This is a genomic window from Acinetobacter silvestris, assembly GCF_002135235.1.
Taxonomy (GTDB): domain Bacteria; phylum Pseudomonadota; class Gammaproteobacteria; order Pseudomonadales; family Moraxellaceae; genus Acinetobacter; species Acinetobacter silvestris.
The window spans coordinates 536,767-562,227 of the sequence record NZ_NEGB01000001.1; the positions used below are offsets into that span (position 1 = coordinate 536,767).

14 protein-coding genes are annotated in these 25,461 nt (G+C 39.4%); 9 read left to right on the forward strand and 5 right to left on the reverse strand.

Annotated features, from left to right (window positions below):
- Nucleotides 1-120 precede the first annotated feature (120 nt).
- The 3 genes from recD to B9T28_RS02635 form a co-directional block, all read right to left on the reverse strand.
- Nucleotides 121-1,914 carry an exodeoxyribonuclease V subunit alpha gene (recD, locus tag B9T28_RS02625; protein ID WP_213032960.1) on the reverse strand — a complete coding sequence of 598 codons (1,794 nt, stop codon included), beginning with the start codon at nucleotides 1,912-1,914 and terminating at the stop codon, nucleotides 121-123.
- Between the two features lie 87 nt (nucleotides 1,915-2,001).
- Complete coding sequence (locus B9T28_RS02630) at nucleotides 2,002-5,712, reverse strand: UvrD-helicase domain-containing protein (RefSeq protein ID WP_086202389.1); 3,711 nt, start codon at nucleotides 5,710-5,712, stop codon at nucleotides 2,002-2,004.
- A gap of 3 nt (nucleotides 5,713-5,715) precedes the next feature.
- Nucleotides 5,716-9,447: an exodeoxyribonuclease V subunit gamma gene (locus B9T28_RS02635; RefSeq protein ID WP_086202390.1), complete on the reverse strand. Its 3,732-nt coding sequence runs from the start codon at nucleotides 9,445-9,447 to the stop codon at nucleotides 5,716-5,718.
- Nucleotides 9,448-9,632: 185 nt separating this feature from the next.
- On the opposite strand from B9T28_RS02635, the gene B9T28_RS02640 reads away from it, so the two are divergent.
- A complete protein-coding gene (locus B9T28_RS02640) occupies nucleotides 9,633-10,145 on the forward strand; it encodes a hypothetical protein (RefSeq protein WP_086202391.1) in 513 nt (170 codons plus the stop codon).
- Between the two features lie 76 nt (nucleotides 10,146-10,221).
- Here the strand turns inward: B9T28_RS02640 and pap are convergent, their stop codons facing one another.
- Nucleotides 10,222-11,640, reverse strand: coding sequence for a polyphosphate:AMP phosphotransferase (gene pap / locus B9T28_RS02645; RefSeq protein WP_086202392.1), 1,419 nt, complete (start codon nucleotides 11,638-11,640; stop codon nucleotides 10,222-10,224).
- Nucleotides 11,641-11,835: 195 nt separating this feature from the next.
- On the opposite strand from pap, the gene B9T28_RS02650 reads away from it, so the two are divergent.
- The 5 genes from B9T28_RS02650 (at nucleotide 11,836) to hisIE (ending at nucleotide 16,896) form a co-directional block, all read left to right on the forward strand.
- On the forward strand, nucleotides 11,836-12,543 hold the full coding sequence (locus B9T28_RS02650) for a DUF8198 family protein (protein ID WP_086202393.1): 708 nt from the start codon (nucleotides 11,836-11,838) through the stop codon (nucleotides 12,541-12,543).
- A gap of 153 nt (nucleotides 12,544-12,696) precedes the next feature.
- Nucleotides 12,697-13,641: a bifunctional demethylmenaquinone methyltransferase/2-methoxy-6-polyprenyl-1,4-benzoquinol methylase UbiE gene (ubiE, locus tag B9T28_RS02655; protein ID WP_086202394.1), complete on the forward strand. Its 945-nt coding sequence runs from the start codon at nucleotides 12,697-12,699 to the stop codon at nucleotides 13,639-13,641.
- Nucleotides 13,642-13,665: 24 nt separating this feature from the next.
- Nucleotides 13,666-14,328 carry a ubiquinone biosynthesis accessory factor UbiJ gene (locus B9T28_RS02660; protein WP_086202395.1) on the forward strand — a complete coding sequence of 221 codons (663 nt, stop codon included), beginning with the start codon at nucleotides 13,666-13,668 and terminating at the stop codon, nucleotides 14,326-14,328.
- Nucleotides 14,329-14,339: 11 nt separating this feature from the next.
- Entirely contained in the window at nucleotides 14,340-15,959 is a 1,620-nt protein-coding gene (locus tag B9T28_RS02665; RefSeq protein WP_086202396.1) for an ABC1 kinase family protein, read from the forward strand.
- Between the two features lie 154 nt (nucleotides 15,960-16,113).
- Nucleotides 16,114-16,896 carry a bifunctional phosphoribosyl-AMP cyclohydrolase/phosphoribosyl-ATP diphosphatase HisIE gene (gene hisIE / locus B9T28_RS02670; protein WP_086202397.1) on the forward strand — a complete coding sequence of 261 codons (783 nt, stop codon included), beginning with the start codon at nucleotides 16,114-16,116 and terminating at the stop codon, nucleotides 16,894-16,896.
- Nucleotides 16,897-16,957: 61 nt separating this feature from the next.
- Here hisIE and B9T28_RS02675 read toward each other — a convergent pair whose 3' ends face one another.
- Nucleotides 16,958-18,952, reverse strand: a complete 1,995-nt coding sequence (locus B9T28_RS02675; protein WP_086202398.1) for a PhoX family protein — start codon at nucleotides 18,950-18,952, stop codon at nucleotides 16,958-16,960.
- Nucleotides 18,953-19,215: 263 nt separating this feature from the next.
- Between B9T28_RS02675 and B9T28_RS02680 the strand changes: the two genes are divergently transcribed.
- From B9T28_RS02680 to B9T28_RS02690, 3 genes are all read left to right on the forward strand, one after another.
- Nucleotides 19,216-20,709, forward strand: coding sequence for a UvrD-helicase domain-containing protein (locus B9T28_RS02680; protein WP_086202399.1), 1,494 nt, complete (start codon nucleotides 19,216-19,218; stop codon nucleotides 20,707-20,709).
- 28 nt (nucleotides 20,710-20,737) lie between these two features.
- Nucleotides 20,738-22,141 (forward strand): ATP-binding protein, encoded by a 1,404-nt coding sequence (locus tag B9T28_RS02685; protein ID WP_086202400.1) that lies wholly within the window; start codon nucleotides 20,738-20,740, stop codon nucleotides 22,139-22,141.
- Nucleotides 22,142-22,623: 482 nt separating this feature from the next.
- Nucleotides 22,624-25,461: a monovalent cation/H+ antiporter subunit A gene (locus B9T28_RS02690; RefSeq protein ID WP_086202401.1), complete on the forward strand. Its 2,838-nt coding sequence runs from the start codon at nucleotides 22,624-22,626 to the stop codon at nucleotides 25,459-25,461.

The following is a 25,461-nucleotide window of genomic DNA, read 5'->3' on the forward strand; positions in this document are numbered from 1 at the left end:
AATCCTTGCTGAGTTCTTTATGGGATTCATCTTCTCAAAAATGACTCAGTTGCACTATGCGCAAATTTCTCGAATTCATGTAAGCATTTTCGTACACCGTTAACATTGTTAATTTTTACTTCACCGCACTTGATATTTGTTAATTTTTTTAATCAATCCGCTTTGTCGAGTCGTTGCAATACTCAGTGACTGCGCAAAAGCATCAGGGTGAACCAAAAGACTCACCACCGACTTCGCTCGGGTAATTGCAGTATAAATGAGCTCCTGACTGAGTAACTTGGTCGCCGCAGCATCTAGAACGACTGCTGTATGGGTAAACTCAGAACCTTGAGATTTGTGAATGGTTAATACAAATGCCGTTTGAATCGATTTAGGTAACCGTGTTGCAGGAATCCATTGATCTAAACTTGGGAAATACACTTCAAATTGATTCGGTTGTTGACGGTGTTTAAAACAAATTCCAATATCACCATTTGAAACACCCAATTGATAGTCGTTATAACTCATCATCACTGGGCGACCCACATACCAATCTCCCTGTTTAGTTAATGCAGGTAAATATTCAAACAATGCTTGTTCCATCGCTCTATTTAAGGCTTCTAATCCAAAAGAGCTATGATGAATAGCGGTTAAAATTCGATAATGATCAAAAGCTCGAATAACCAGTGCAATGTTACTTTGTGCTTCAGCATGACTTAAATATTGTTGAATACTGGCAAAGTAGTCCTGATAACCGCAACTTAATTTTTGGTAATAATGGCTGAGATCATTCTGCGCAATCACTTCAGGTAAATATTCCAGTTGAATCACATCAGCCATGTCTGGATGTAACGGGATCGATTTCAATTCATTGGCAGGAACAATGTTTTGTTCAAAATTGTTCAATAGCTGTATTGAATTAGATACTTCATTTTTTTGAATTGAACTATTTTTCTGCGCCTGAATAAATGCAGCCATCTTCCCAATGAGCGCTCCTTCTTTAAAGCGGCGACTGGTTACTAAATTAACGCGATTTTCTTTCAGTAATTCGGCTTGCTGTAAATCCGCCAATACCGAACCAACATCAACAGAAGCCAATTGATTGGCATCACCTAATAAAATCAAACGACAATGATCTGGTACAGCCTCTAAAAGTAAAGTTGCCAAATTGAGATCCAACATCGATGCTTCATCAATGACGATAACATCGTAAGGCAAAGGTTGTTTTTGATTAAAACGTACCTTGTATTGTGTACCCAACCCCAAAAGTCGGTGAATCGTTAAAGTATCTTGCTGTTTTAAAGTATCTGAAATTAAGCCTAATGCATTTAATTTTTCATCGCTTAATGAGTTCTGTAAAGCTTCTTTCATCCGTTGTGCGGCTTTACCTGTTGGTGCCGCCATCGCAATACGAATATCAGGAATGGCCTGACTCAACACTGCAATAATCCGTGCCAAAGTGTAGGTTTTACCTGTACCTGGACCACCGGTAATCATATTAAAGGCATTTTCAGCCACCATATTTAAAGCATTTTTTTGATGTTGATCTGGCAATAAATGCTCAAATGGCTGTACATCAATTGCCTGTATCTGTTGTTGTTTTAAACGCATGATTTGCGTTGCTAAGCGTTGCTCTAAACTCCAATAGCGATACAAATATAGGTATTGATCATCTACAACAAAAGGTGCGACTTGCGTTTTTGCAACCTGCTCATCAATCACAAGCTGATGTAAGGGTTGAATATTCCGACCCTCTCGGTGGATACAACTATCTCCACGCGTTATCGCAAACAATATATCTTGAACCAACTCAAGTGAGCTCTGATTTAACTTTCCATTTAAATCTAAGCCTGTGGATGACTGCTGTAAAATGTATTTACTCCAAGTCGCTATCCATTGTGGGATCTGATCTTCTAAATACTGTTTATTTTCCACACAGTTATCCTCAGAGTTATATACAGGGTTTTCAACATAGTTATCCACATGGTAACTTTTTGTTTATACAGTCATTAAAATCATTCATCAGGCAATATCGCTGAGTTTATCCTCAGTAAAATAGCCCAATATTGCGTCAAGTCTCAGTATAAATTCTGCGCTTGGTTTCCAGTGATAATAGCCTTGCTCCACCTGTCCATTCATACCGCGCAAATACAGATAAGTTGCACCACCTAAGTCTCGCTCCATTCGATAATCCAGCAATTGCACCTTTAAATAACGATGCAAAGCGACCAAATAGAGTGCAGCCTGCAACCAATAACTGGCATGTGACATGCTTTCTTGAATAGCGGCAGCACTATAATGTTGCTGATCATTGCCTAAAAAATTACTTTTATAATCGGCAATGTGATACTGCTGACCATCAAAAAACACTAAATCGATTGAACCATTCAAATAACGAGCCGAATTGGCTTCCTTAAAATCAGGCATAGCAATTCCGTATTCATTAAATAGTTGATGAATGCGTTGCATTGCTAATATGTGATCAGATAAAGCCAAATAGAATGGAAATTCTGCAAGATGTTGATCTAATGTCAAATGCTTAAGTTTAAAATTTTCTTGAACGGGTGTATCCAAAACCTGCTGTAACCATTCTGATACCCACGCAAGTAAAGTGTCTTCTATCTGTTCTTCACTTGGAAATGCTTTTCGGAACTTTTCAATCAATTCATTCCATAGTGTTGCATAATCATTTTTAAAACGACGACGAATTTCTAAATGCCAATATTGCGAATTTTGGAAATCAATATGTTCAAAAATTTCATGTAAGAAATTTCCCGCAACGGTTCCCATCGGAAAATTGGCTTTGATCCATGCAATCGGTTGGCTCACCTGATCAAAAAAAGCTGGAGTGATCGGTTGATTCACCTCATCTTCTGCACTTTCTATCTCGGCATTGGCAACCGCTAAAGCATCTTGAATTTGCCGACGCGTTAAATGTTGTGCCAAATAACTAAAACTGGTTTTCCCTCGAGGATAAAAACGTTGTTGCGGAAATTGATGGGCTTGAATCGGTACCATCTCATCTGAAGTTTTAGCTTCGAGTTTAATCGGTCTTTCTGTAAGTAAAGGCTCAACCGCACTATTGGCATGTTGGAATATATTGACACCATGACCACGCCAAAACGCTAAGCCCGTGGTCGATTTACCTTCATTGTCCTGCATCATGGCATACACACGATAACTGGCACGGGTCAATGCCACGTACCATAAACGATGATGTTCTGCCAAAGCGCGTTCATCATGCTGATCGATATCGGCTTGTGCTAAAATATTTTTAGCATTGACGGCAACAATACGTTGCTTTTCCATCAGCCCAGTTTGCGCATTTATTTTCTCAGATGTCGAAAAATTTAAGGTCTTATTCATTTCCTTAATGCCTTTATCGGCACCTAACAAAAAAACAAATTTAAACTCTAAACCCTTAGATTGATGAATAGTCATCAACTGTACGCCGGCTTGATTCGATAGTTTACGCTCTAACTCCCATTCTCGTTGCATAGGTGAGGTTAGCTGTTTTAAATACCAATACAGTAAATTCTGCGCACCTTGATAATCTTCACTATATTGACTCAATACTTCAGTGACATGGCGTAAATTCACCACCACACGTTCATTGTCACGACTTTGCTTGGCAACCAGTGTTTTCCATACACCAAACTGATTTAAGCAAAATTGCCAAGCCGTTAAAAAGCCTTGATTCAGCCACATTTCACGAATCTGGTCGAACTGCTCAATATAAGTACTTAAACCATCAGCTTGTTGTTCCAATTGCATCAACTTTTGTAGATTAAATCCGAGCAAGCGACTGAGTAAAGCACGTTTGATTTTACCTTCATCATAAGGATGCATAATTGCATTCAGTACAGCACCAACATCCTTCGCAACATTACTTTCAAAGACACTTTTTTTCGATGGACGACTGACTCGAATACCTAAATATTCCAACATAGATTGTGCTTTATCCAAACCATCATGATTCTTGGATAAAATCGCAATATCATTTTCATCAACGGCTCGATTTCCTGATTTTTCAGCAAAATATAATGAACCTTGAATCCCTTGATTGAGTAAGTCTCTAATTTTCCATGCCACTTGTTCAGCTTCTGTCGCTTTATCTTCAAGTTGCAACCAACGCAGTGGCACAGGATTCATGTGTTGTTGATCTATTAAATCTGGATGTGGCCGACTCCCCGCCTGTACGGGCGTATAAACAACCTGTTCACCAAAATCAATTTGTCGCTGAAATAAGGCATCTACAGCTTCCACCAAAGCTTGAACTGAACGATGATTTTGCACCAAATTATAAGCATGTCCTTCTTTACCAAACACATCCTGATGTGCTTTTAAAAAGGTCAGCATATCTCCACCACGGAAACCGTAAATCGCCTGTTTACGGTCACCCACCATAATCATACAACCATTTTTCACGCGTTTGGGATGACGCCAAATTTGCGCCAACATATCGTCCTGATCTTGGTTGGTGTCTTGGAATTCATCGACCAAAATTAGTGGATAACGTGCATGTACAAAACTGGCAAAGCGCTGTCCCTGCTCACCTTGCAAAGCTTCAGCCAAAGTTCTAATTTGCTGTGCAAACGTTGTTTCACCTTTTTGCTGTAAGACTTGCGGTAAACGTTTCTTCACTTCACTGGCAAGATGAAACTGTAAATAGCTGTCTAAGACATCCAAATCCACAGTGAGTTTTTGTAGCCCCTCAACAAACTGCTTGAGAGAATTAATGATGGAATGATTTTCAAAATTCTGTAAAACATCGTCAGGACATTTATTTAATGGTTTTTTCGTGGTTAATTCTGTGAGTTGTTTGATGGTATTTGCGTACTGTGGTGCAAATAACGCATAGACACCTTGTTGTTGCAAAGCCAATAAGAAAGCAGGCAAAACGTCAGTGAAAAGTGTCTGCATCTTGGCATGATCACGCCATTTTTTAGCCAGGATTTTATGATATTGCCCTTCAGCTAAATAATACTCAGATAACGTTTCCAGCTGAGTTAAATCCAGTTGCTGAAGGTTTTTAATTTCTACTGTGAATTGTTCTAAATCTATTTCAGGTTGTGGCACAGCCTGAAACTGTGCGGAAGCAAAATTCAGACTATTTTCGACCACAGAGACATAACTATCTTGGGACTTTAGTTTTTTATTCAGCAGTAGATAATCAATAATATTTTGCGGTTGGTGCTGAATCCATTCCCGTAAAACATCGTGAATCAGTTGATAGGTATAACTTTTCGCATCATCGGTAATTTCAGCACGTTCAATTTTGCCACTTTCAAACGCAAATTCACGTAATAACTTTTGGCTAAAACTATCTAAAGTCCCCACAAAAAGTTCATCTAATTGATCGATGACCAGTTTCAAGCGTTCACAGGCATAACCAATTTGAGTGGCAAAAGTCTGTAAAACTTTGGCAAATAAAGGATCCGTTTCTTGTTGTGCTTTAGCTAAAACTTGTTGTTCGGTTAAATCTCGACAGCTTTCAAAATAACGATGTGTTTCCACGAGTCGCGTCCGAATTCGACTCTTTAGTTCGGCAGATGCTTTACGGGTAAAAGTCGTTGCAATGACCTGACTGGGTAAATACTTTTCTAAAAAAATCCGAACCATCAAACTGGAAAGTGTATAGGTTTTGCCTGTACCAGCAGATGCCTCAATCCAATGCAATCCTGAAAACTGCATATCTGCAATCGGTTGAATAGACACTTTTTGCTGAGTCATGTGTTATTCCTCCGCCACACATTGATACTGATAGATGGGTTGATACAAGTCATAAGCAAAAGTATCGCAAGCATGTTTCAGCAAAGCGGCGGCATCCTGTTCTTGTAAAATGAATTGCCAATCTCGATGGTATTTGGTCGCTTCATTATCCTCTACAGAAAAAGCAGTCATGAATCGAGCTGAATCGGCATTCCACTCCTTGAGAATATCGCCAAAATTATTCAGTGTAACTTGATCCAATTCATCATCGCTCCAATCTAACGCTTTGCCTTTTTCAGCGCGTAGCAACAGCAATGCTGATGGTAAAACTAAAGGTTGAGTTTGTGCATACTGATAGGCTTTAAACCAAGACCATAAATAATTTTGAGCTTGCGTCGAGCTCAGCCCTGTATTAATCAGTGTGACATCACTAAAAATGGCAATGCGTTTTAAAGGAATCGATTGTTCATCACTTAAATTGCTAAAACTCAGCCAGAGCAAATATTCTAGCCACACTTTGGCACGGCGTTTCGCTCTTGCACTAGACGCATCCAAACTGACCCAATTCTGATTTTCATTAGTGCCTGCATGTTTAGGAACAGTCAAAATCATGGTTAAATCAGGCTGAATTCTCCATTGGCGTTGTGTGGTTTGTGTCACCTCAGCGGCATAACGAGATAAGCGAGTTTTTAAATTTTCTTGCTCTGCCAAACTCATTTGCCATGCACTGTGCTGAACTTTTCCGACAGGCAGTTGATCCTGCAACAGTTCTGGCTTAAAACATTCAATACTGTTTAATGACTGACCTTGTTGTTTTTGTAAAAAATCTCGGATTGCGTAACGACCCAATCCATCTAAAACCAAAGGTTCATCTTGTGCGGGAATATCTTCAGGTTTTAAGTTTTCTACCCCTAAAGTCTTGAGATATAGTCGTGCAGGAAAAGTGATATCTTGAATCCACTGCCCTGCATCCAAAACCGTCATGGCATCCTGTTCACGTTGGTATTCCACATTTGTCCAAGCCTCACGTTTAGATTGTGCATCGGCACGACGAATCTGTTGCGCCACTTGAAACCATTGATCTTGATAACGAATAATTTCAGACTTTTCAAAACCGCTTGGATCAAAGGGCTGTAATTGATGCACATGATAAAGTTGCTGAATTTGTTCAGGTACTTCAATACATTCAATTGAAACTAAAGTATCAACTTGGCTAACTACATCAGATGAGGAAGATGCTAATGCATCATTTTTTTGCGTCAAATATGTAATAAAGGCAAGATGGCTAATCAGTTCTTGCAAAACACTGGAAGGCTCACGGACTTCACCATCACTGACATCAAAGCCATTATAAAATAGCCACAGGTTTTCCTGTGCCAAAAGCAAAGCATCTAAGAATGCCCCTTGATCATCTTCTAAACGGGAACGATCACCCAATTGTGGGCGTAATAACTGCATCAAATCAAAAGGCAAATGATTATTCCGTGTTGGGAATTTTCCACCATCTAAATTCAACATCACCATCAATTTGTACGGCAAAGGACGAATCTGACCAATTTGGCTAAAGGTAATTTGACCTGTAGGTACGGCCTGATCCAGTTGACTGTCTAAGGTGTTTTGAATTTCATTGAGTAAATAAGGTAGAGGTAAATTGATATTCCGAAGAATGGAATCATCTTGCTCATCGTAAAAACTTGCCAAAGTTAGCATCCGTTCTTGTTTTTTGACAATCTCACGGACTTTTTTCAGTGATTCCACACCTGCTTGCTCAAACTCACTAATATCCTGCATTAGTAATTTAAGCCAAGCTTCAACATTTAATGTTAATCCTGTCGCTGACTTCAGTTCATGTGCAATCATCCAATGACGGCGCTGGGCAAAGTCCTGATAAATGTTAATTAAGCTACTGATCAATTCAAAATCGCTGGGTAAAACTTGCGCATAACTTAATGTATCTGCAAAAATTGCATGTTCAGGAATGGCAACGCCCAAAGCAAGCCGATCTAAAGCAAATTTAAAACTAAAGCGATAATCATCATCACCTTGACTTAAACTGCGCTGCAAATGTTCAGCATCCAGACCACGCTTAAAACCAGCATGCACCAAGAGCTCAATCATGCGTTCGGTATTGTTAATATCCAGTTCATAACGTAATTGTGTCGCATTTAAACTGAGCCAATCAGCAAAATCTTCAATGCTAAAACGCCCTTGAACCAGTTCAATGCGACCTAAAACAGCACGCCATGCATTATTGGCATCCAACTGTGTCACACCTGCTATTTTTACAGGTAAAAATACACCTTCATGATTGGGCGCCTGTGGAAATACACTGCGAATTAAAGGTTCAATTTGCTTTAAATCAGGCACTAGAACCAAAATATCACTGGGACGATGTGGATTTTCAGGCGTGCCTTGCACTAACCAATGTGTGAATTGATCTCTTAAAACTTCTAATTGCCTTAAAGTTGAATGACAGACATGAATTTGAATTGAATCATCCTGCGGATTAAGTGGATAAGCATGTTGCTCAGGTTCCACCAAGTACAAAATATCAGACTGTAATTTACCTAATAAATGCTGTGGAAACTCATCAACAAAAGCATCAATCCATTGTCCTTCTTCACCTGAGGAAAGGTTAGATAAAATAGAAAAATGATCACGTGCCTGTTTGCCCAAACGCGTCAGTAATGGATGCCTAGACTCACGTACTTCGGCATTAAAATTTAAGGTGAATTCTTGAAAGAATTTATCAATGTCTTCATCATTTACTTTGGGATTTTTAGCAATAAACCGCTCTTTCACGCGTAAATCGTATTGTTTTTTCCAATTTGGATCGACACTGTCTGCCCAATATTCTTGTGATGGGTTGTAATGTAAAATCAGTACATCTAAATACTGCCCCAAGCGACGTAAAAATTGCAATTGGCTTGGTGGTAAATCTAAAAGTGTAAATACAATGAGTTGTGATGGGAGTTTTTTTAAAGCATCCTGACGTTTTTCAGCATCATCCATGATCTGCCAAAAATCAGCATCAATACTTTGCATTTCAACAAAGTCATCATGGAATGTATGTTGCCATAACCAACGTTGCCAGCTTTCTAATTCTTGTGCTTGATTTAAGCTGAATGCAGAAACTTCGGCATTGGTTTTAAAGAATTGCTGTTCAACATTCAGTTCCTGATTCCGCCCCCACATCTGCAACCAGTTGCTTGAACAACTACAAAGATCTCCACAGCCTTGGACACAATAACCACGATACAGCATGTAATTACTAAACAGCTTCGAGACTTGTTCTGATACCCAATACAACATGCTTTGTTTTTTAAGTTTTTTTTCTAGCCCATCTTCAAGCTGAGCAGCGCTCTCATAAATTCGTTGAATAATTGAATATAAAGGATGTTCGCTATTGATAGCGATTTCATCACTTGCAATAAAACTTTTCAGTGCCTGATAAATCCGCCATTTCATAATCAAACGTGGAATATTGGCTTTACGAACCTTATCTTTATCTTCTAATACTTGTTGATAAGCAAACCATTGAAAACCACGAATACGTTGATGAAATTGAGCATTGGCGCTAATGCCCTGCTGTTCTGCAATTTTTTGCGTGAGCCATTCTTCGACAGCAGGCGTAGGCACAATAAAATGCTGAGTTTTTAAAACGGCGAATGGATTCTTAGATGCTTTGGTTGTACTTTGCAACACGCCTTGTACCAACACCTCAATGCGTTGGCTCTGAATCACATGAATCGCCATATTTCCTCAATTTTTGACTCTTCAATGTTTTGTGATAATGCACAAAACATCAACATTCGGTACTATACATCTTAATCTGACTGTGTCATTTTTACAGCACTGTTTCGCTAAAAACTTTGAAAAATCCAAGCTTAAAGATGCTTCTATAGAAATATTATAATCAGCTTGTAGATAGGTAATCCTTTATGAAAATAGATAAAATTCCAGATTCGATTGATCCAAATTTAAGCTTAGAGCAAGTTCAAGAAGAATGCTTGGAGATGGTTAAGAAACGGGCTTATGTCTCAGCTGGCGCTGCAGTTGTGCCTGTGCCTTTTTTTGATGTCGTGATTGATGTTGGAATGTTATCTTGTTTAATTCCTGAAATTAATGCACGTTTTGGATTAGCACCTGATCAAATTAGCGTTTACGATCCAGAAACCAAAAAAATTCATTGGAATGAATTACGTAAGCGTGGTTTTGAATTTTCAGGTTTAGTCGTGGCCCGAACTGCGGTTAAATCATCTTTGAATAATGTCGCAGCAAAAGTCATTACCAAACAAGTCATTAAATTTATTCCGCTTGGTGGTTCAATCATTGCAGCAAGTTTAGGTTATATCGTGATGAAAAAAGTTGCCGAAGCGCATGTCGAAGAATGCTACAAATTAGCGAAAAGTATTCAACAAAAGCAAAAAACTCAAACGCTCAGTTATTCCTAAAAGCCAAACAAGCGGATTTTAAATCCGCTTGTTTTCCTAAATCACTCAAGTACATCTAAAAATAATCAAACCAATATTAGTCAACTTTTAATTGTTTTAAAATCGCTTGTAATACCTGAATCCGTGCTGAATATTTATCATTGTTTGCAATCACATACCACGGTGCATATTCAGTATTGGTGCGTGCCAACATATCGGCAGCGGCATTTAAATAATCATCCCAACGCTTACGATTACGCCAATCATCCGCCGTAATCTTAAAGCGTTTATGAGGTACTGCTTCACGTGCCTTAAAACGAGTTTCTTGTTCATCCTTGGAAATGGCCAGCCAAAACTTAATCAAAATAGTCTGATTGTCGGTTAAATCTTTTTCAAAACGATTTATTTCTTCGTAAGCACGTTGCCACTCGATCTGTTTAGCAAAGCCTTCTACTCGCTCGACTAAAACCCGCCCATACCAGGTGCGATCAAAAATCGTAATTTCATGCGTTTCAGTTAATTTTGTCCAAAACCGCCACATATAGGGTCTACGTAATTCAAACTTTTCAGGTGCCGCAATGGTATGAATTTCATATTCACGTGGATCAAGTTTCTTCACAATGCGCTTGATCGCTCCCCCTTTACCCGCGGCATCCATACCTTCAAAAGTAATAATGACATTGCGACTATCGGTGCGCAAAGCATCAGAAACCTTGCGCGTCAGCTTTTTCAATTCAGCCTTGTAAGCTGCTGCATCCATCATCTCTATCGATGGGTTGAATAATGCTTCAGGAATAGCCGCTTGTTTCCACTTGGTGCGAACCGTAGTTTTATGTTTGGGTAATTGTTTTAAGGCATGCAGAATATATTGTGCAAATTGTTGATTCCGTAAAACTTCATTTTCTCCATCAATCACCAACCAATCATCGGTAAATTTTTGCCGCAGTTTTTGTAAAGTATCGTATTGTTTTTTATTTCGCCAATCTAAACCATGTAATTTATGCCATCTTTGTTCAGAAACATCCATATCATCTAAACGCTTTTGTAAGGCTTTCCAAGGTAGATCAAACCACACCTTAATCACATCAACATGGTTGTTTTTTAAATCTTGTTCATAAGCACGCATACATTCAATATAACTTTCAAACATGGTTTCATCTAAAGGTTTTGAAACATGCATGGCCGTGGTTAATAAATCACTATACCAGTTACCAAACATCACCTGTATTTGACCTTCAGCAGGAATAAACCGTGTATAGGGTTGCCAGAAAGTCTGCTTTTCTGTAAATAAACGCGGAATATCGGCTTTAACGTGTAAATATCGTGGATCAACCCATTCACGTAATTGCTTAACAGCTTCACCTTTACCTGCCAGTTCAATCCCACTGACTAAGATCACTAAACTCTTTGCATTATTGCGATCACGGGTATTTTTTAACGTGTATTGAGCTTCGATTAAATCCAGTGACAGTTGGTCTTCATCTCGCAAAGAAAATTGTAATTGTTGTTCAAGCATATTATTCACACTTTTATCTGTTTTAAATTGAGTATATCTATTTCATTTATTTCGACTATAACTTTTCTGTTATAGATGAAGATGATAAAAGCATAACGACTGACCTAAATTGATGATTCTTTTTATTCTATTGTCATAGAGATCCACGTAAACTCTCCGTATGCTTTTTTAAAAATTTAAATTTAGAGTTTTTATATGTCTAAACTTGCCGCACTAGATCAACTTTTAGAACAATATAATGCATTGAACTATCATCAAGATCCTATTCTAAAAAAACGCCTACATGAAGCGCAAGCTTGGTTAAAAGAACGCATTCAAGAGACGCATCATGTGCTCTTTAGCACCCCTGAAAACCAGTTAATGGCTCAATATTTTATCAACCGTTTATATGGCGGGCCTGAGTTTGATGATCTTGCTATACAAATTGAACGCTTACTCAAATACGCACATAAAGCAGAAAAAATACTACCTGAAAATGCCATAAAAACGGGCATGAAATCGGTTGGATTAGCAGTATTGGCCATGCAACTAGATGAACAGGTTGCGGCACAACTATTACAAGATTATCCAGCAGAACAACCTATTGATGATGAAATGATGCGCTTAAGCTTAATTAAGCTCGATCAGGAGCAAGCACGTTATCAACAATTAGATATGTTAGATGAACTCGGTGCAGCACTGGATAAATATATGCGTTCATTCATTATGCATACTGCTTTTAAAATGTGTAAGGGAACTGCCAGTAAATATCACTTTGAATTAATGTATGACTTTATTGGAGAAGGCTTTATTGCTATGAAACCAATGAAATCTGCAACCACATTTATTCACAGCTTTACGGCACAAGAACGTCAAATTGTTGCAGATGTACATGCAGGCAAACCCAATCCTTTTAGAATATGATAAGGTTCAAACCAATCATATGAATGATTGAGCAACAGATTTTCTGTAGATTATTCATAACAATTGCATGATCAACGCTGTAAAAAGCGTAAGAATCTGTCATCATGCGAACCACTACAAGATTTCTTATTTTTGTGTTCAGGAGTGACTCGAATGTCTAACGAAAATCAAAAGCCTAACGCTCAAGCTGAGTCGGCAAAAAACACAGACAACGTGAGTCCATTTTTAACTGAGCCATTACCGCAAGGTACCCCGCAAGGTCAGCAACAATCTTTACAACAACAATTGACAGATACGCCTGTGTCTGGAACCGTACCCAAGTACAACCTACCCCGCGGTGCGAATACTGGTAATGTCGGTGCAACCACGCACTTTGGTTATCAAACGGTAAGCAGTGAAGATAAAGCACAAAAAGTTGCTGAGGTATTCCATTCAGTTGCAAGCAAATACGACATTATGAATGACCTTATGTCATTTGGTATTCATCGTATTTGGAAACGTTTTGCGATTAATATGTCTGGTGTCCGCCGTGGTCAACATGTACTTGATATTGCTGGCGGTACTGGTGACTTAGCCAAAGTCTTTAGCCGTGAAGTTGGCCCAACAGGCCATGTGGTTTTATCTGATATTAACGAATCTATGCTCAATGTCGGACGTGACCGTTTAATCGATGCAGGTTGTACCAATGTTGATTTTGTTCTTGCGAATGCTGAAACCTTAGAGCCATTTGCAGACAATAGTTTTGATCTTTTGACCATTAGTTTTGGCCTACGGAATGTCACTGATAAAGACGCCGCACTTGCTGCAATGTACCGTGTGCTTAAGCCAGGTGGTCGTTTACTCATTTTAGAGTTCTCTAAACCTGTCTTTGAACCATTCTCTAAACTTTATGATCTTTACTCTTTTACCGCTTTACCGATTATGGGTAAATTGATTGCAAATGATGCTGAAAGTTATAAATATTTAGCTGAATCAATTCGTATGCATCCAGACCAGCGTACCTTAAAAGGGATGATGGAAAATGCCGGTTTTCAAAACTGTGATTATCACAATTTAACGGGTGGTATTGTTGCCGTGCATCGTGGTTTTAAACTCTAAGAATTTGGTTAAAAAGGTTTAGCTATGTGGTCGATTCTGGCACTCGGAGCAGTGGAGCGATTAATTAACCAAGGTATCAACTTGGATGCGATTACCCGCATCCAACTGAATAATCTACAAGGCAAAATATTGCGGGTAGTAATCGACTCTCCGCAGCTCTCTGTCGATGTTTTTTTTGATCATAATAAAGTCCGCTTAGAACCGACAGCAATGGGTCATAGTGACGTTTCTTCCATTTTCGAACAACGTCCTTTTGATCAGAATCAGACCATGACAGCATCAACGGCAACGTTGCATGTCGAGTCGTTCGTTGCATTAATTAAGCTTTTTCTAGCGGATGAGATTGGCAATATTCCATTGCAAGGTGATTATCACCTCTTACAAGATATCCAACGAATTATCCAACAAACTGAACCAGATTTAGCCTCTAAGCTTAGTCCTTGGATCAGTCCAGCTTTAGCACATGAAATTGCTAAAATTCAGCTGGCCCCGAAATACCTCAAACGCTCATTGCAAAGTCATTGGTTTTTCGCAGAAGATTTTCTAAAGGAAGACAGTGGTTTGTTTGCACCACGTTGGCAAATGGATGATTTAAACCAGTCGACCCGCCAACTCAATCAAAACTTAGATCGTCTTGAAGCCAAAATTCAACAACTTCAAACTCAAATTCACTCGACCCCAGACTAGGTATTCGCAATATGATTCCGCACATTAACCGTTTACTCGAACTTTGGCGCATTGCCGCGCATTATAGACTCGACACACTGGTTCCTGCGGAAGAATTACCGGAAAAAGCACGGCATACTTTAGCCCTAATCCGCCTACACCCTGCTGCATGGTCCAGTAAGGAACGTAAAAATCCTTTGAAGCTCAAACAAGCTTTGGAAGATATGGGACCACTGGCGATTAAACTCGGACAATTGTTATCTACGCGTCGCGATTTAATGCCACCCGAACTTTTACAACAATTGGTTTTATTACAAGATAAAGTCAAACCTTTTGATTCTAATGTCGCTAAAGTTCGCATTCAGCAATCCTTAAAAGCAGATGTAGATACCTTATTTTCTCGTTTTGATGAACAACCGCTGGCTGCTGCATCGATTGCACAAGTCCATACCGCTGCTTTACATGATGGTCGTGAAGTGGTGGTAAAAGTCACTCGCCCCGATATTCGCAAACAAATTCTACAAGATTTTGAAATTTTAACGTGGCTCGGTACTAATCTTGAAAAACGCTTAGAAGCGGCACGTGCATTTCATCTCTCTGAAATTATTCAAGACTACCGTCAAGTTATTTTAAATGAATTAGATCTAAGCTTAGAAGCGGATAATACCCGCCGTATGCGCCATTATTTTACTGGCTCAAGCATGATGTATGTCCCTGACGTGTATATGGACAGTACCGATGTCATGGTCGCTGAGCGCATTACTGGCGTGCCTATTTCAGATATTGCAACTTTTGATAAACTCGGTATGGATCGGGCACAACTTGCAGAAAGAGGACTCACCATCTTCTTCACTCAAGTATTTCGTGACAACTTTTTCCATGCCGATATGCATCCAGGTAATGTTTTTGTCGAAACCATTAATCCAAGTAACCCCCGTTTTATCGCGCTTGATTGTGCGATTATGGGTGAATTGTCTAAACATGACCAAATGACTGTTGCCCGCATGCTCCTTGCGGTCATGAACAGCGACTTCATGCAATTAATTCTAGTTGTGCATCAAGCAGGATGGATTCCACCCGGAACAGATCAAGATGCTTTAGCTCGTGAGATGCGCCGTACAGTCGGGCCAATGGTTTCAAAACCGATGCATGAATTGGACTTCGCTGGCATTCTCATTCAAGTGATGGATATTGCACGTCGCTTCCATTTAGAAATTCCACCACAACTCATGTTATTGCTGAAAACCTTAGTCCATGTCGAAGGTTTAGGAACAGACCTTTATCCTGAACTCGATATTTGGAAATTGGCAAAACCCATTCTGACTGAATGGATCAAAGCACAAATGAATCCGCAAAAGAATTTAAAAGAATTAGGACAAAAAATTCCTGATTTACTTTTAGGTGCTCAGGATTTTCCAACCTTACTCATCGACAGTTTAAATGGCTTAAAAAATCAATCTGCTTGGCATGCAAAACAATTACATGAACTACAAATGATGCGTTTAGAGGTTGAGCAGCAACAAAAACGGAGTTGGATTTTCGGCAGTAGTATGGCTATTTTCTTATCCATTGCAATTATTGCACCGTGGTATATTTCAATTATTCTGATGATATTAGTGAGTTTTTTAGCCGTTTGGCGCATCGCCAAATAATTTTTACTTTCTAATTTTAAAAGCCAATTATTCCTAAATTGGCTTTTTTAATGCTGGAATCAACGAAAGATTATTCACACAAAATGCTATTGATCACCTAAACTATAATCTTACGCTGTTATCCGTTTAAACAACAATTTTTGGTGAAATCCTCATGAACAATGCGCAATGGCTCGATGAAGTAAAATTTAACGAACAAGGACTTATTCCTGCTATTGCACAACATCATCAAACTGGACGGGTGTTGATGGTGGCATGGATGAACCGTGAGGCTCTGGCTTTAACTGCCGAAAAAAATCAAGCCGTGTATTTTTCACGTTCACGTCAAAAATTATGGCACAAAGGTGAAGAATCAGGACATTTTCAAACAGTGCATGAAATTCGTTTAGATTGTGATGCTGATGTAATCGTATTGCAAATTGAACAACACGGCGGTATTGCATGCCATACGGGTCGTGAATCTTGTTTCTATCGCAAACTCACACCAAATGGCTGGGAAATCGTCGATACACAGCTGAAAGATCCAACGCAAATTTATGGCGAAAAATCTGTAAACCCACATACCCTTGCGATGAATGCTTCCAATGTACAATCAGAACAGGTCGAGGTTCTGAGCTATTTAGGTCAAATGATGGCGGAGCGTAAAACTGCCGACCCAGATTCTTCTTATGTGGCAAAGCTTTACCATAAAGGTCTGAATAAAATTTTAGAAAAAATTGGTGAAGAAAGTTTTGAAATGGTCATTGCAGCAAAAGATTTTAAAACCGCAGCGCATGAAGATAACAAAAATGATTTGATCTATGAAGTTGCTGACCTGTGGTTCCATACTATTGTAATGTTGGGCTATTTTGATCTCGATATTCAACTCATTTTGAATGAACTAGCGCGTCGCCAAGGATTATCAGGTTTAGTTGAAAAAGCCAAGCGTAGTCATTAATCTTCATTTAAATAATAAAAAGCCTCTAATTTGCTAGAGGCTTTTTTATTACATCATCCAATTAAGATGATTTTTTCTCAACCGATGGTGCGATTGGATCAGCAGTCAAATAACCAACTGCAGCGGCAAAACGATCATTATAATTGGCACGAATTAAAGGATCTAAAGTTGCTTCAACTTGCTTATGCAATGAACTCCAATCACCAGGATGCTGGAAGTTACTCATAATATAAGTCCAACCATTAATTGAATCGACCGCATGTAAACCCGTAGATTCCGCACCTGCTGGACAAGATAAAATTCGATCTAAGCTTTTGCTATCAACATTATAAGCCCATAAATAGTTATTGACGTGGTTACCACTATCTTCACCGATAAACAAAGTACGGAACGTTTCAGAAAATTTCAGATTATCTGCACTGGCGATTGTTCTTGGGTCACAGGTATTCCCTATTGCGAGTGGATCAGATGCCGCATCAATATCTTTACCAATTAAAAGCATATGGCTTTGGTAAGGCACCCAATCACTTTTGATTGCAGTACCCAATGTATCGCTCATAGCGACTTTCATATCATGTGCCATAATCCCGCCCGCCGAAATTTTCTTGGCAAAAGACACATTATGTTCCGGCAACCATGCTGCATTGCCCTTAATCATTGAATCTTGAATATTCGCCAAGGCTGAATAAGCAACTTTATCTTTCGCATTGACGGTCGTCCCTTCCATCTTGGTGAAAGCCATACTACCGCCCTTGAGTGCTGCATAACGATGCGTTTCAAGGAAAGCTGCTGCTTTCTCCATACCCGGTTTAACTTTGACCCAAATGGTTTTTTTCGCAAGAATTACCTTGGTATAACTGGCATCTTGTGGATCTTTGTCCAAACTTTCCATGATTTCGTTCGGTTGAATATTTTTTATATTCACCAAATCATCAATTTCTTGGCTGGTTGCATGACCTAAATTAATCCATTGAATTTGCGCCGTTGATGTTTCATTCAATTCATTCAGATATTTAGCAACATAGAGTGTTCCAGCCGATAAGTCTTTTTCCTTATCTGCAACAAACATAAATAAACCACCATTGGTATAATCATCCCCCATCAAAGCGGTCCGATTATCTGGCATCATCTGAATCAGCTCATGCGAAATACGACCTAGGCAATAATGCTTTTTCGCAGTTCCAGTTCCGTCTTTATTCACGGTAATTTCAGGTAAGTGCCCATAGTTATAAGGTCTTGCAGAGGTCTCATCACCATAAACATTTTTACTATAAGCTTTCATTGTAGTCATGTCGGTACCTAAACCTTGACCAAATGCATCTGGTTCATATTCCTCACTGGAAAGATGCGTACCCCAAGGAGATAGACTTGCACCACACGTGATCCATAAACCATGGGCTTTAGACATATCAACATTATGATATTTCACTAAAGATAAATGCCCTGTTTTTTGATCCTGATCCAATGTTAATACTGCAATTGGAGAAGGTAATTTTCCATACATATCGTTCCCTGCTTGGTCACGAGTGGTATATTCAAATTGCACAACTGCAAATACAGGTTTACCTTTGACACCATCTACTTTGGCATCAGCCACCGTTAATAAAGATGTACCATCGGGGCAATCTGAGAAAAACTGACGTGCTTTTGCGATAACAGAGTTATCCATAATAGGTTGGTTATTAATATCATAGTAACCACCCGCTAAAACTTTTCCGCCCTTGCCATCGCTGACCATGTCACCAGTTTGGAAGAAGGTTTTATATGCCAACTTATAGTCGGTCTTCGTATTATCATCCCAAGTCACAGCTAAACCTGAAGCCACCGTAGTGGTCGCCATTGCTGCTGCATTGGCTAAAGTCGGTGCATCCATTGGGGTAAAGGTGGCAGTTTTTAATTTCGCCGCTTTGACGGGTGGTGCGACGACAACATCTTTATCATCATTACAACCGACCAGTGCCGCAGAAGTTGCCATTGCCCCGAGTGGTAAAAAAGGAATGCTGGCTAACCATTTTAGAACTTCACGACGCGTGGGTTGGTTGGCTGAATTTGTCATAGTTTTATCCAAGAATGAATTTAGAATTTTTCCCCAAATCAGTGTAAAAAATGGATATGACAGCTTGGTTGCAGTTTTAAGTCAGTTTTAAGACAAAAACTTGTATAAATTCATACAATAAATTTATCTCATCTAAATCAAAAACCAATAACTCTTTCAGATGAACAATCTGTCTCCATAGAATTAAGCCACATGCCACTGGCTATTTTTTGCTATACTTGCCAACCAAAATATATATTTTAATTGAAAGATTATTGAGCGCTGTGCCTTATTCCTTTACCCCAACACCAGAACAAAACTTTGCCATTGCTGAAGCAGAAAAAGGCCAATCCTTTAAAGTGATTGCCTATGCTGGCACCGGTAAAACCACCACATTGCAATTAATTAGTGATGCAATGTCACATCGTCGTGGGATGTATTTGGCGTTTAATAAGGCCATTGCGACTGAGGCTCAAAATAAATTTCATCAAAATGTAGATTGTCGTACTTTTCACTCGCTCGCTTTTCGTAGCGTTCCACGTGGAGTCACCGATAAACTACGGTTCCCACGGTTAAGTCCGAGTTTTATTGCGAAAGAATATCGCTTAGAACCGATTACCCTTCGACGGTTAATGGGTGGGCGTTATGAAAAATATGTAATGATGCCTAGTCGCTTAGCCAGTTTGGTTGCCAATGCGGTAAGTTATTTCTGTTCCACCAGTTCACAATACCCTGCACCGCGCCATATTCAAGTGCCCAGTTGGTTGCATACAGATGATATTGAAGCATTACAAAAACATCTTTACCCTGCGGTTGAAAAACGCTGGTTAGAATCGATAGATCAAAACCATCAAGCTGGAATTGGGCATGATATTTACCTGAAACTTTGGGCTTTATCTGACCCATTCATTCCAGCAGATTATGTCCTGTTTGATGAAGCGCAAGATGCCGACCCATTGATGTTGGGGATTTTATTAAAACAACGGCATACCCAAGTCATTTATGTCGGTGATGCACATCAACAGATTTACGCATGGCGTGGTGCAGTAAATGCCATGCAACAAATGCCTCTTCCAGAGTCACGCCTAACTACATCTTTTCGTTTTGGTCATGAAATTGCCGATGTTGCCAATCATCTATTAGGCGCATTGAAGGAAACCGTCCCTTTACTGGGTAATCCTGATCAAAAATCCAGTGTTGTAAATAAACCGCATACCAAAATGCGCGACGCAATTTTATGTCGTACTAATGCACGCGCTATGGAATTGCTACTTTCTGGATTGGTGCAGGGTGATAAAGTCGGACTACAAGCCGATCAGGCTAAATTGAATCGTTTTGTCGATGCCGCCAGTCTACTTAAACAAGGCAAACGCGTCGTAGATGTGCCTGAACTTGCATGGTTTAATTCATGGCACGATGTACATGAATATTGTGAAACCAATGATGGTAGTGATATCAAACCATTAGTAAAACTGGTGGATGATCATGGTACAGATCCACTGAAAAAAGCACTCGCTAAAATCACACCAATTGAGCAAGCAGATTATGTCATTTCTACAGCACATAAGGCCAAAGGTTTAGAATGGAATCGTGTGCATATTGAAGATGACTATCAATTTAAAATTAATGGTCTAGAACATAAAATCAGTGATGAAGAATTACGATTATTGTACGTCGCTTGTACGCGTGCTAAAGTAAGCTTAAATATTCATCATATTTATGATTTAGTCCAACAACTCAAATTAAAGACATCATTCAAACATAAAGTGACAGCATAAATTTATAATTTTTATATGCAGGTGAACAGTGAAACTTCAGTCTATTCATTTGAAACACACTTATCATTTCTCAGACTTAAAAATTAACTTTGATTATTCGAATAAACCCATCACTCTGATCTTAGGCGATCAAGCTTCAGGTAAAACCGCAATACTTAAAAATATTTATCAAGCCCTGACTTGGCTGCCAGCTCGCTTTAAAGATATCCGTACCGCTGGTGTGGTCATGCTTGATCAAGACATTATGCTGAATCGCGTGCAGTCTAAAATTGATGTTAGCATTGCTTTTCCCGCTGAAATTGGCATGTTAGCTGAGAGTCAGAATAACCAAGCAGTTGATGTTTCAAGCTGCTCATGGCAATTGTATAAAACACTGAATTCTAGCGGCATCGGTTTAAGTCAAGTTGAATTACGACAGTTGGAATCGTTGGTTGGACTGTACAGCCAAGCCAGTAAAAAAGATCCTTTACAAGGTTTTCCAATGTTGGCGTACTATCCTTCAGATCGTTTTCTAAATGAAATTAATTTACTCAGTAAAAATAATCCGTCAGTATTACAAGCACATGCAGCTTTTGAATTAAGCGCGATCACCTATACCACCTATGCGCGTTTTTTTGAATGGTTTAGAGAAATTTGTGATATTGAAAATGCGCAAACGGCACAATTATTTCAAAAAATTATGCAAGAAAATCTACCTGATGACCAAAATCGTTCTCATGAAGATTCTGCACAAATTTATTATGAGCTTGATCTCAAAAAATCACTGCTGCAAGCAACGACACAACATCGTAGCCCTTGTTTAAAGGCATTAAAAAATAGTCTACAAATTGTTATCCCAGAATTATCAGACCTATATTTAGAATATGCACCTAAACTTCAGCTCATGGTGACGTATAACAATGAAACTCTGCTGTATCAGCAACTTTCCCATACGCTAAAAAGCTGGATTGGCTTAGTCGGTGATATTGTCCGCCGCTTATGTTTATTAAACCCCAATACCCTCTTTCCTTGCACCGAAGGTGAAGGTATTTTACTGATTGATAATATTGATGCGCATTTAGATGCTGAACATACCACACATATTTTAGAGCGCTTACATCTAGCATTTCCTAAAATACAAATCATTGCTTCTGGCACGCAAACTGAACTTCTTGAACATGCTGCAGATTATCAATATTTTAAACTTGAGCACAAAACCCTGCTCGATATCTCCCTCAATCAGCAGCAAAACAACTTTGATTTAATTTATCAACAACTGCAACACATCAATAAAGCTGTGGCATCAGAGCCACTGCCTGTCATTGAAACAAATGAATTAACGGCACAACAAATCTACCAACAGATTCAAACTTTAAATTTTGAGCAACAACAAGAATTACAACAGTTACTGATTGAAAAGGATAATCAGTCTTCGCACGAGCCCTTGCTTTAATTTAATATCGGCTGAATCAGGTTCAATAAATTCCATTCAGTTCCGTTTTATTGGCTGGGAAAATGCTCATCAATCGATTTTAAAAAAAAATTGCTCATCTCTAATCTAAAGATAAAATCATGGGTCGAAATTAAACTCCATGATTAAAACCCTGCATTAGATGTTGATTGCTATATTTACATAATCTGTATAAATATCAGACCATTTTATTTTAAGATGAAGCGTATAATTAAAATTGTTTGCGTAAAGTCGACAAAATAAATTGATGTTAACCTAGTCATGTAATAAGATAAAATCTCATTTAGGTTTGAATTTCAATCTAATTTATTTTGCAATCGCTTTCTCAAGTTGCGCAACACAACTTGTTTTCTAAATTTTCAACTCAGTTTCGGCTTTCAAAATTTAAGCAGTTGGATAATTCTTTGTTATCCTCAAATATTTGAAAGATAAGATTCATCTTAGGTCTCGACCTATTCACGACAATGGATACGAGTGTGCTTCCGATTATTATATTGTTACCGTTAATACTTGGCACAACCCTTGTCTCATGGCTGAAAAAATTCTCTCGTGGGGTTACGGCTTTAGGGGCAATCGGGGTCAGTTTAACCAGTTTTATCTTGTTACTGACTCAAGCAAAACCTGTATTAAATGGTTCAGCTTTAGTACAGCATTGGCAATGGCTTCCTCAAGTCGGAATCGACTTCAGTTTTCGCCTTGACGCTTTAGGTTTGATCTTCGCATTGCTGATCACAGGGATCGGCACACTCATTTATATTTACGCTTATTATTATCTCAACCCTAAAAACTCTTTAAGCAAACTGTATGCTTTGCTGATGCTCTTTATGGCAGCAATGTTGGGAATTTCACTCTCCAATAACCTCATCATTTTATTGGTGTTCTGGGAACTTACCAGTATTTCTTCATTTTTATTGGTGGGATACTGGAGTAACTACGATGCAGCACAACGTGGCGCACGTATGGCACTCACCATTACCGGTATGGGTGGACTGGCCATGCTGGGTGGATTTATCCTGATTGGACAAATCACTGGCACCTATCAAATTGACCAAATTTCGGGTATGGCGCAAACCATTCAAAGTAGTCCTTTATTTACCCCTGCTCTGTTACTGATTTTATTAGGTGCATTCACCAAAAGTGCACAATTTCCGTTCCACTTTTGGCTACCCAATGCCATGGCAGCACCCACCCCTGTGTCTGCCTATTTACACTCTGCCACTATGGTAAAAGCGGGAATATTCCTACTTGCACGACTCTTACCCATCTTTGTCGGTTCAGCGCTGTATCATAATCTAGTCACCACAATAGGCTTATTCACTTTATGTATGGCTGCATTCTTTGCCATCTTTAAAGAGGATTTAAAAGGTTTACTGGCTTATTCCACCATTAGCCATCTAGGTTTAATTGTCTGTCTATTGGGAATAGGCTCGCCACTGGCCGTAGCTGCTGCAATTTTCCATATTATTAATCATGCTACCTTTAAAGCGGCATTATTCATGATCGCAGGGATTATTGATCATGAAACAGGGACCCGTGATTTAAGAAAACTCAGTGGTATTTGGCAACTTCTTCCATTTACTGCAACCTTAACCATGATTACTGCTGCCTCAATGGCTGGGGTCCCGCTTACCAACGGCTTCTTATCCAAAGAGATGTTCTTTACCGAATTACTGGCGAATTTATCTGGTGGAGCCGTGATTCTTGCGGCGATCATTGCGACTTTAGCAGGACTTTTTGCAGTCGCATATTCGACTCGTTTAGTACATGGGGTATTCTTCGATGGTGATATCGGCAAAAAGGTTCCGAATAAGAATGCACATGAACCTCCGATTGGAATGCGTGCACCCGCAATTTTATTAGCCACACTCTGTATTTTAGTCGGACTTCTCCCTGCATTACTGGTTGAAAATATCGTAAATGCAGGTACACGAGCAAGCACGCAACTCCCACAATTTGAAGGAGTTCATTTAGCCATTTGGCATGGTTTTAATTTACCCTTATTGATGAGTGCGATTGCACTGGTCGGTGGTGTGATCTTCTACTTTGCACTTGCTAAAAATGACCGTATTCGTGAGATCGACCTTGATCCGATTTTAGGTCAATTCCAAGGTAAATTGCTTTTTGAACGTTTCCTCAAAAATCTATTAAGACTTTCTAGAAAAATAAAAGCCAAAACTGAAACTGGCTCTTTGCAAAACTATCTATTGTGGATAGTCATTTTCAGTATCGTGATGGTCACCACACCCCTGCTCAATCAAGGCTTAACCACAGGTACACGTGAACTCACCTATGCACCGCTCATCGCAATTGTATTATGGCTGCTTTTATTCTCCGCTTGTTGGATGATGTTATGGTTCCATCATGAGCGCATTAAAGCGGTACTGATTAGTGGTGCAATTGGACTTGTTGTCACGATGGTATTTGTGACCTTATCTGCCCCTGATTTAGCCCTTACTCAAATTACTGTAGATGTCGTCACTACGGTTTTATTACTCATGAGTTTATCTTTATTACCGCAACTGACCCCGTATGAATCCAGTCGTACACGGCGTTGGCGCGATGCGATAATTGCCATTTCAGCAGGTTTAGGCATTGGCTGGATCGTATGGTTGATGCTGACTCGTGACCACAATTCCATTTCGTGGTTCTTTGTACAGCAATCCCTACCGCTCGGTGGTGGCTCAAATATCGTTAATGTGATTTTGGTCGATTTCCGTGGCTTCGATACTTTTGGAGAAATTACCGTTCTCGGTATTGCCGCGATTGGTGCGCTGTGTCTTATGGATGGAATGCGTATTCATGGTACCAGTATCACTCAAGGTTTAACCTATCGCTTCAATCCTTCTCCACTGATGTTCCGTATGGCGGCATCATGGATTCTACCAATTGCCTTGGTAGTCAGCTTATATATTTTCCTGCGTGGACATAACTATCCGGGTGGTGGATTTATTGCAGGTTTAATTACCGCAATGGCACTCATCATTCAGTATATGGCATTGGGCCAAGATCAGGCTGAGCATATGCTTAAAGCAAAATCCGGGCGCCTGTATGAAATATGGATTGGATTAGGTTTACTGATTGCAGGTCTGACTGGAGTCGCTGCGTGGTTCTGGGGACGTCCATTCCTAACCAGTGCACATATTTATGTCGATACAGCTATATTTGGCAAAATGCATTTAGCCTCTGCGGCCGCTTTTGACTTAGGTGTCTATGCAACTGTAGTGGGTGCAACCATGTTGCTCATTTCTGTACTTGGCGATTCTCGACATTCAAGCATGTCGGGTCCACTACCTAAGGAGTAA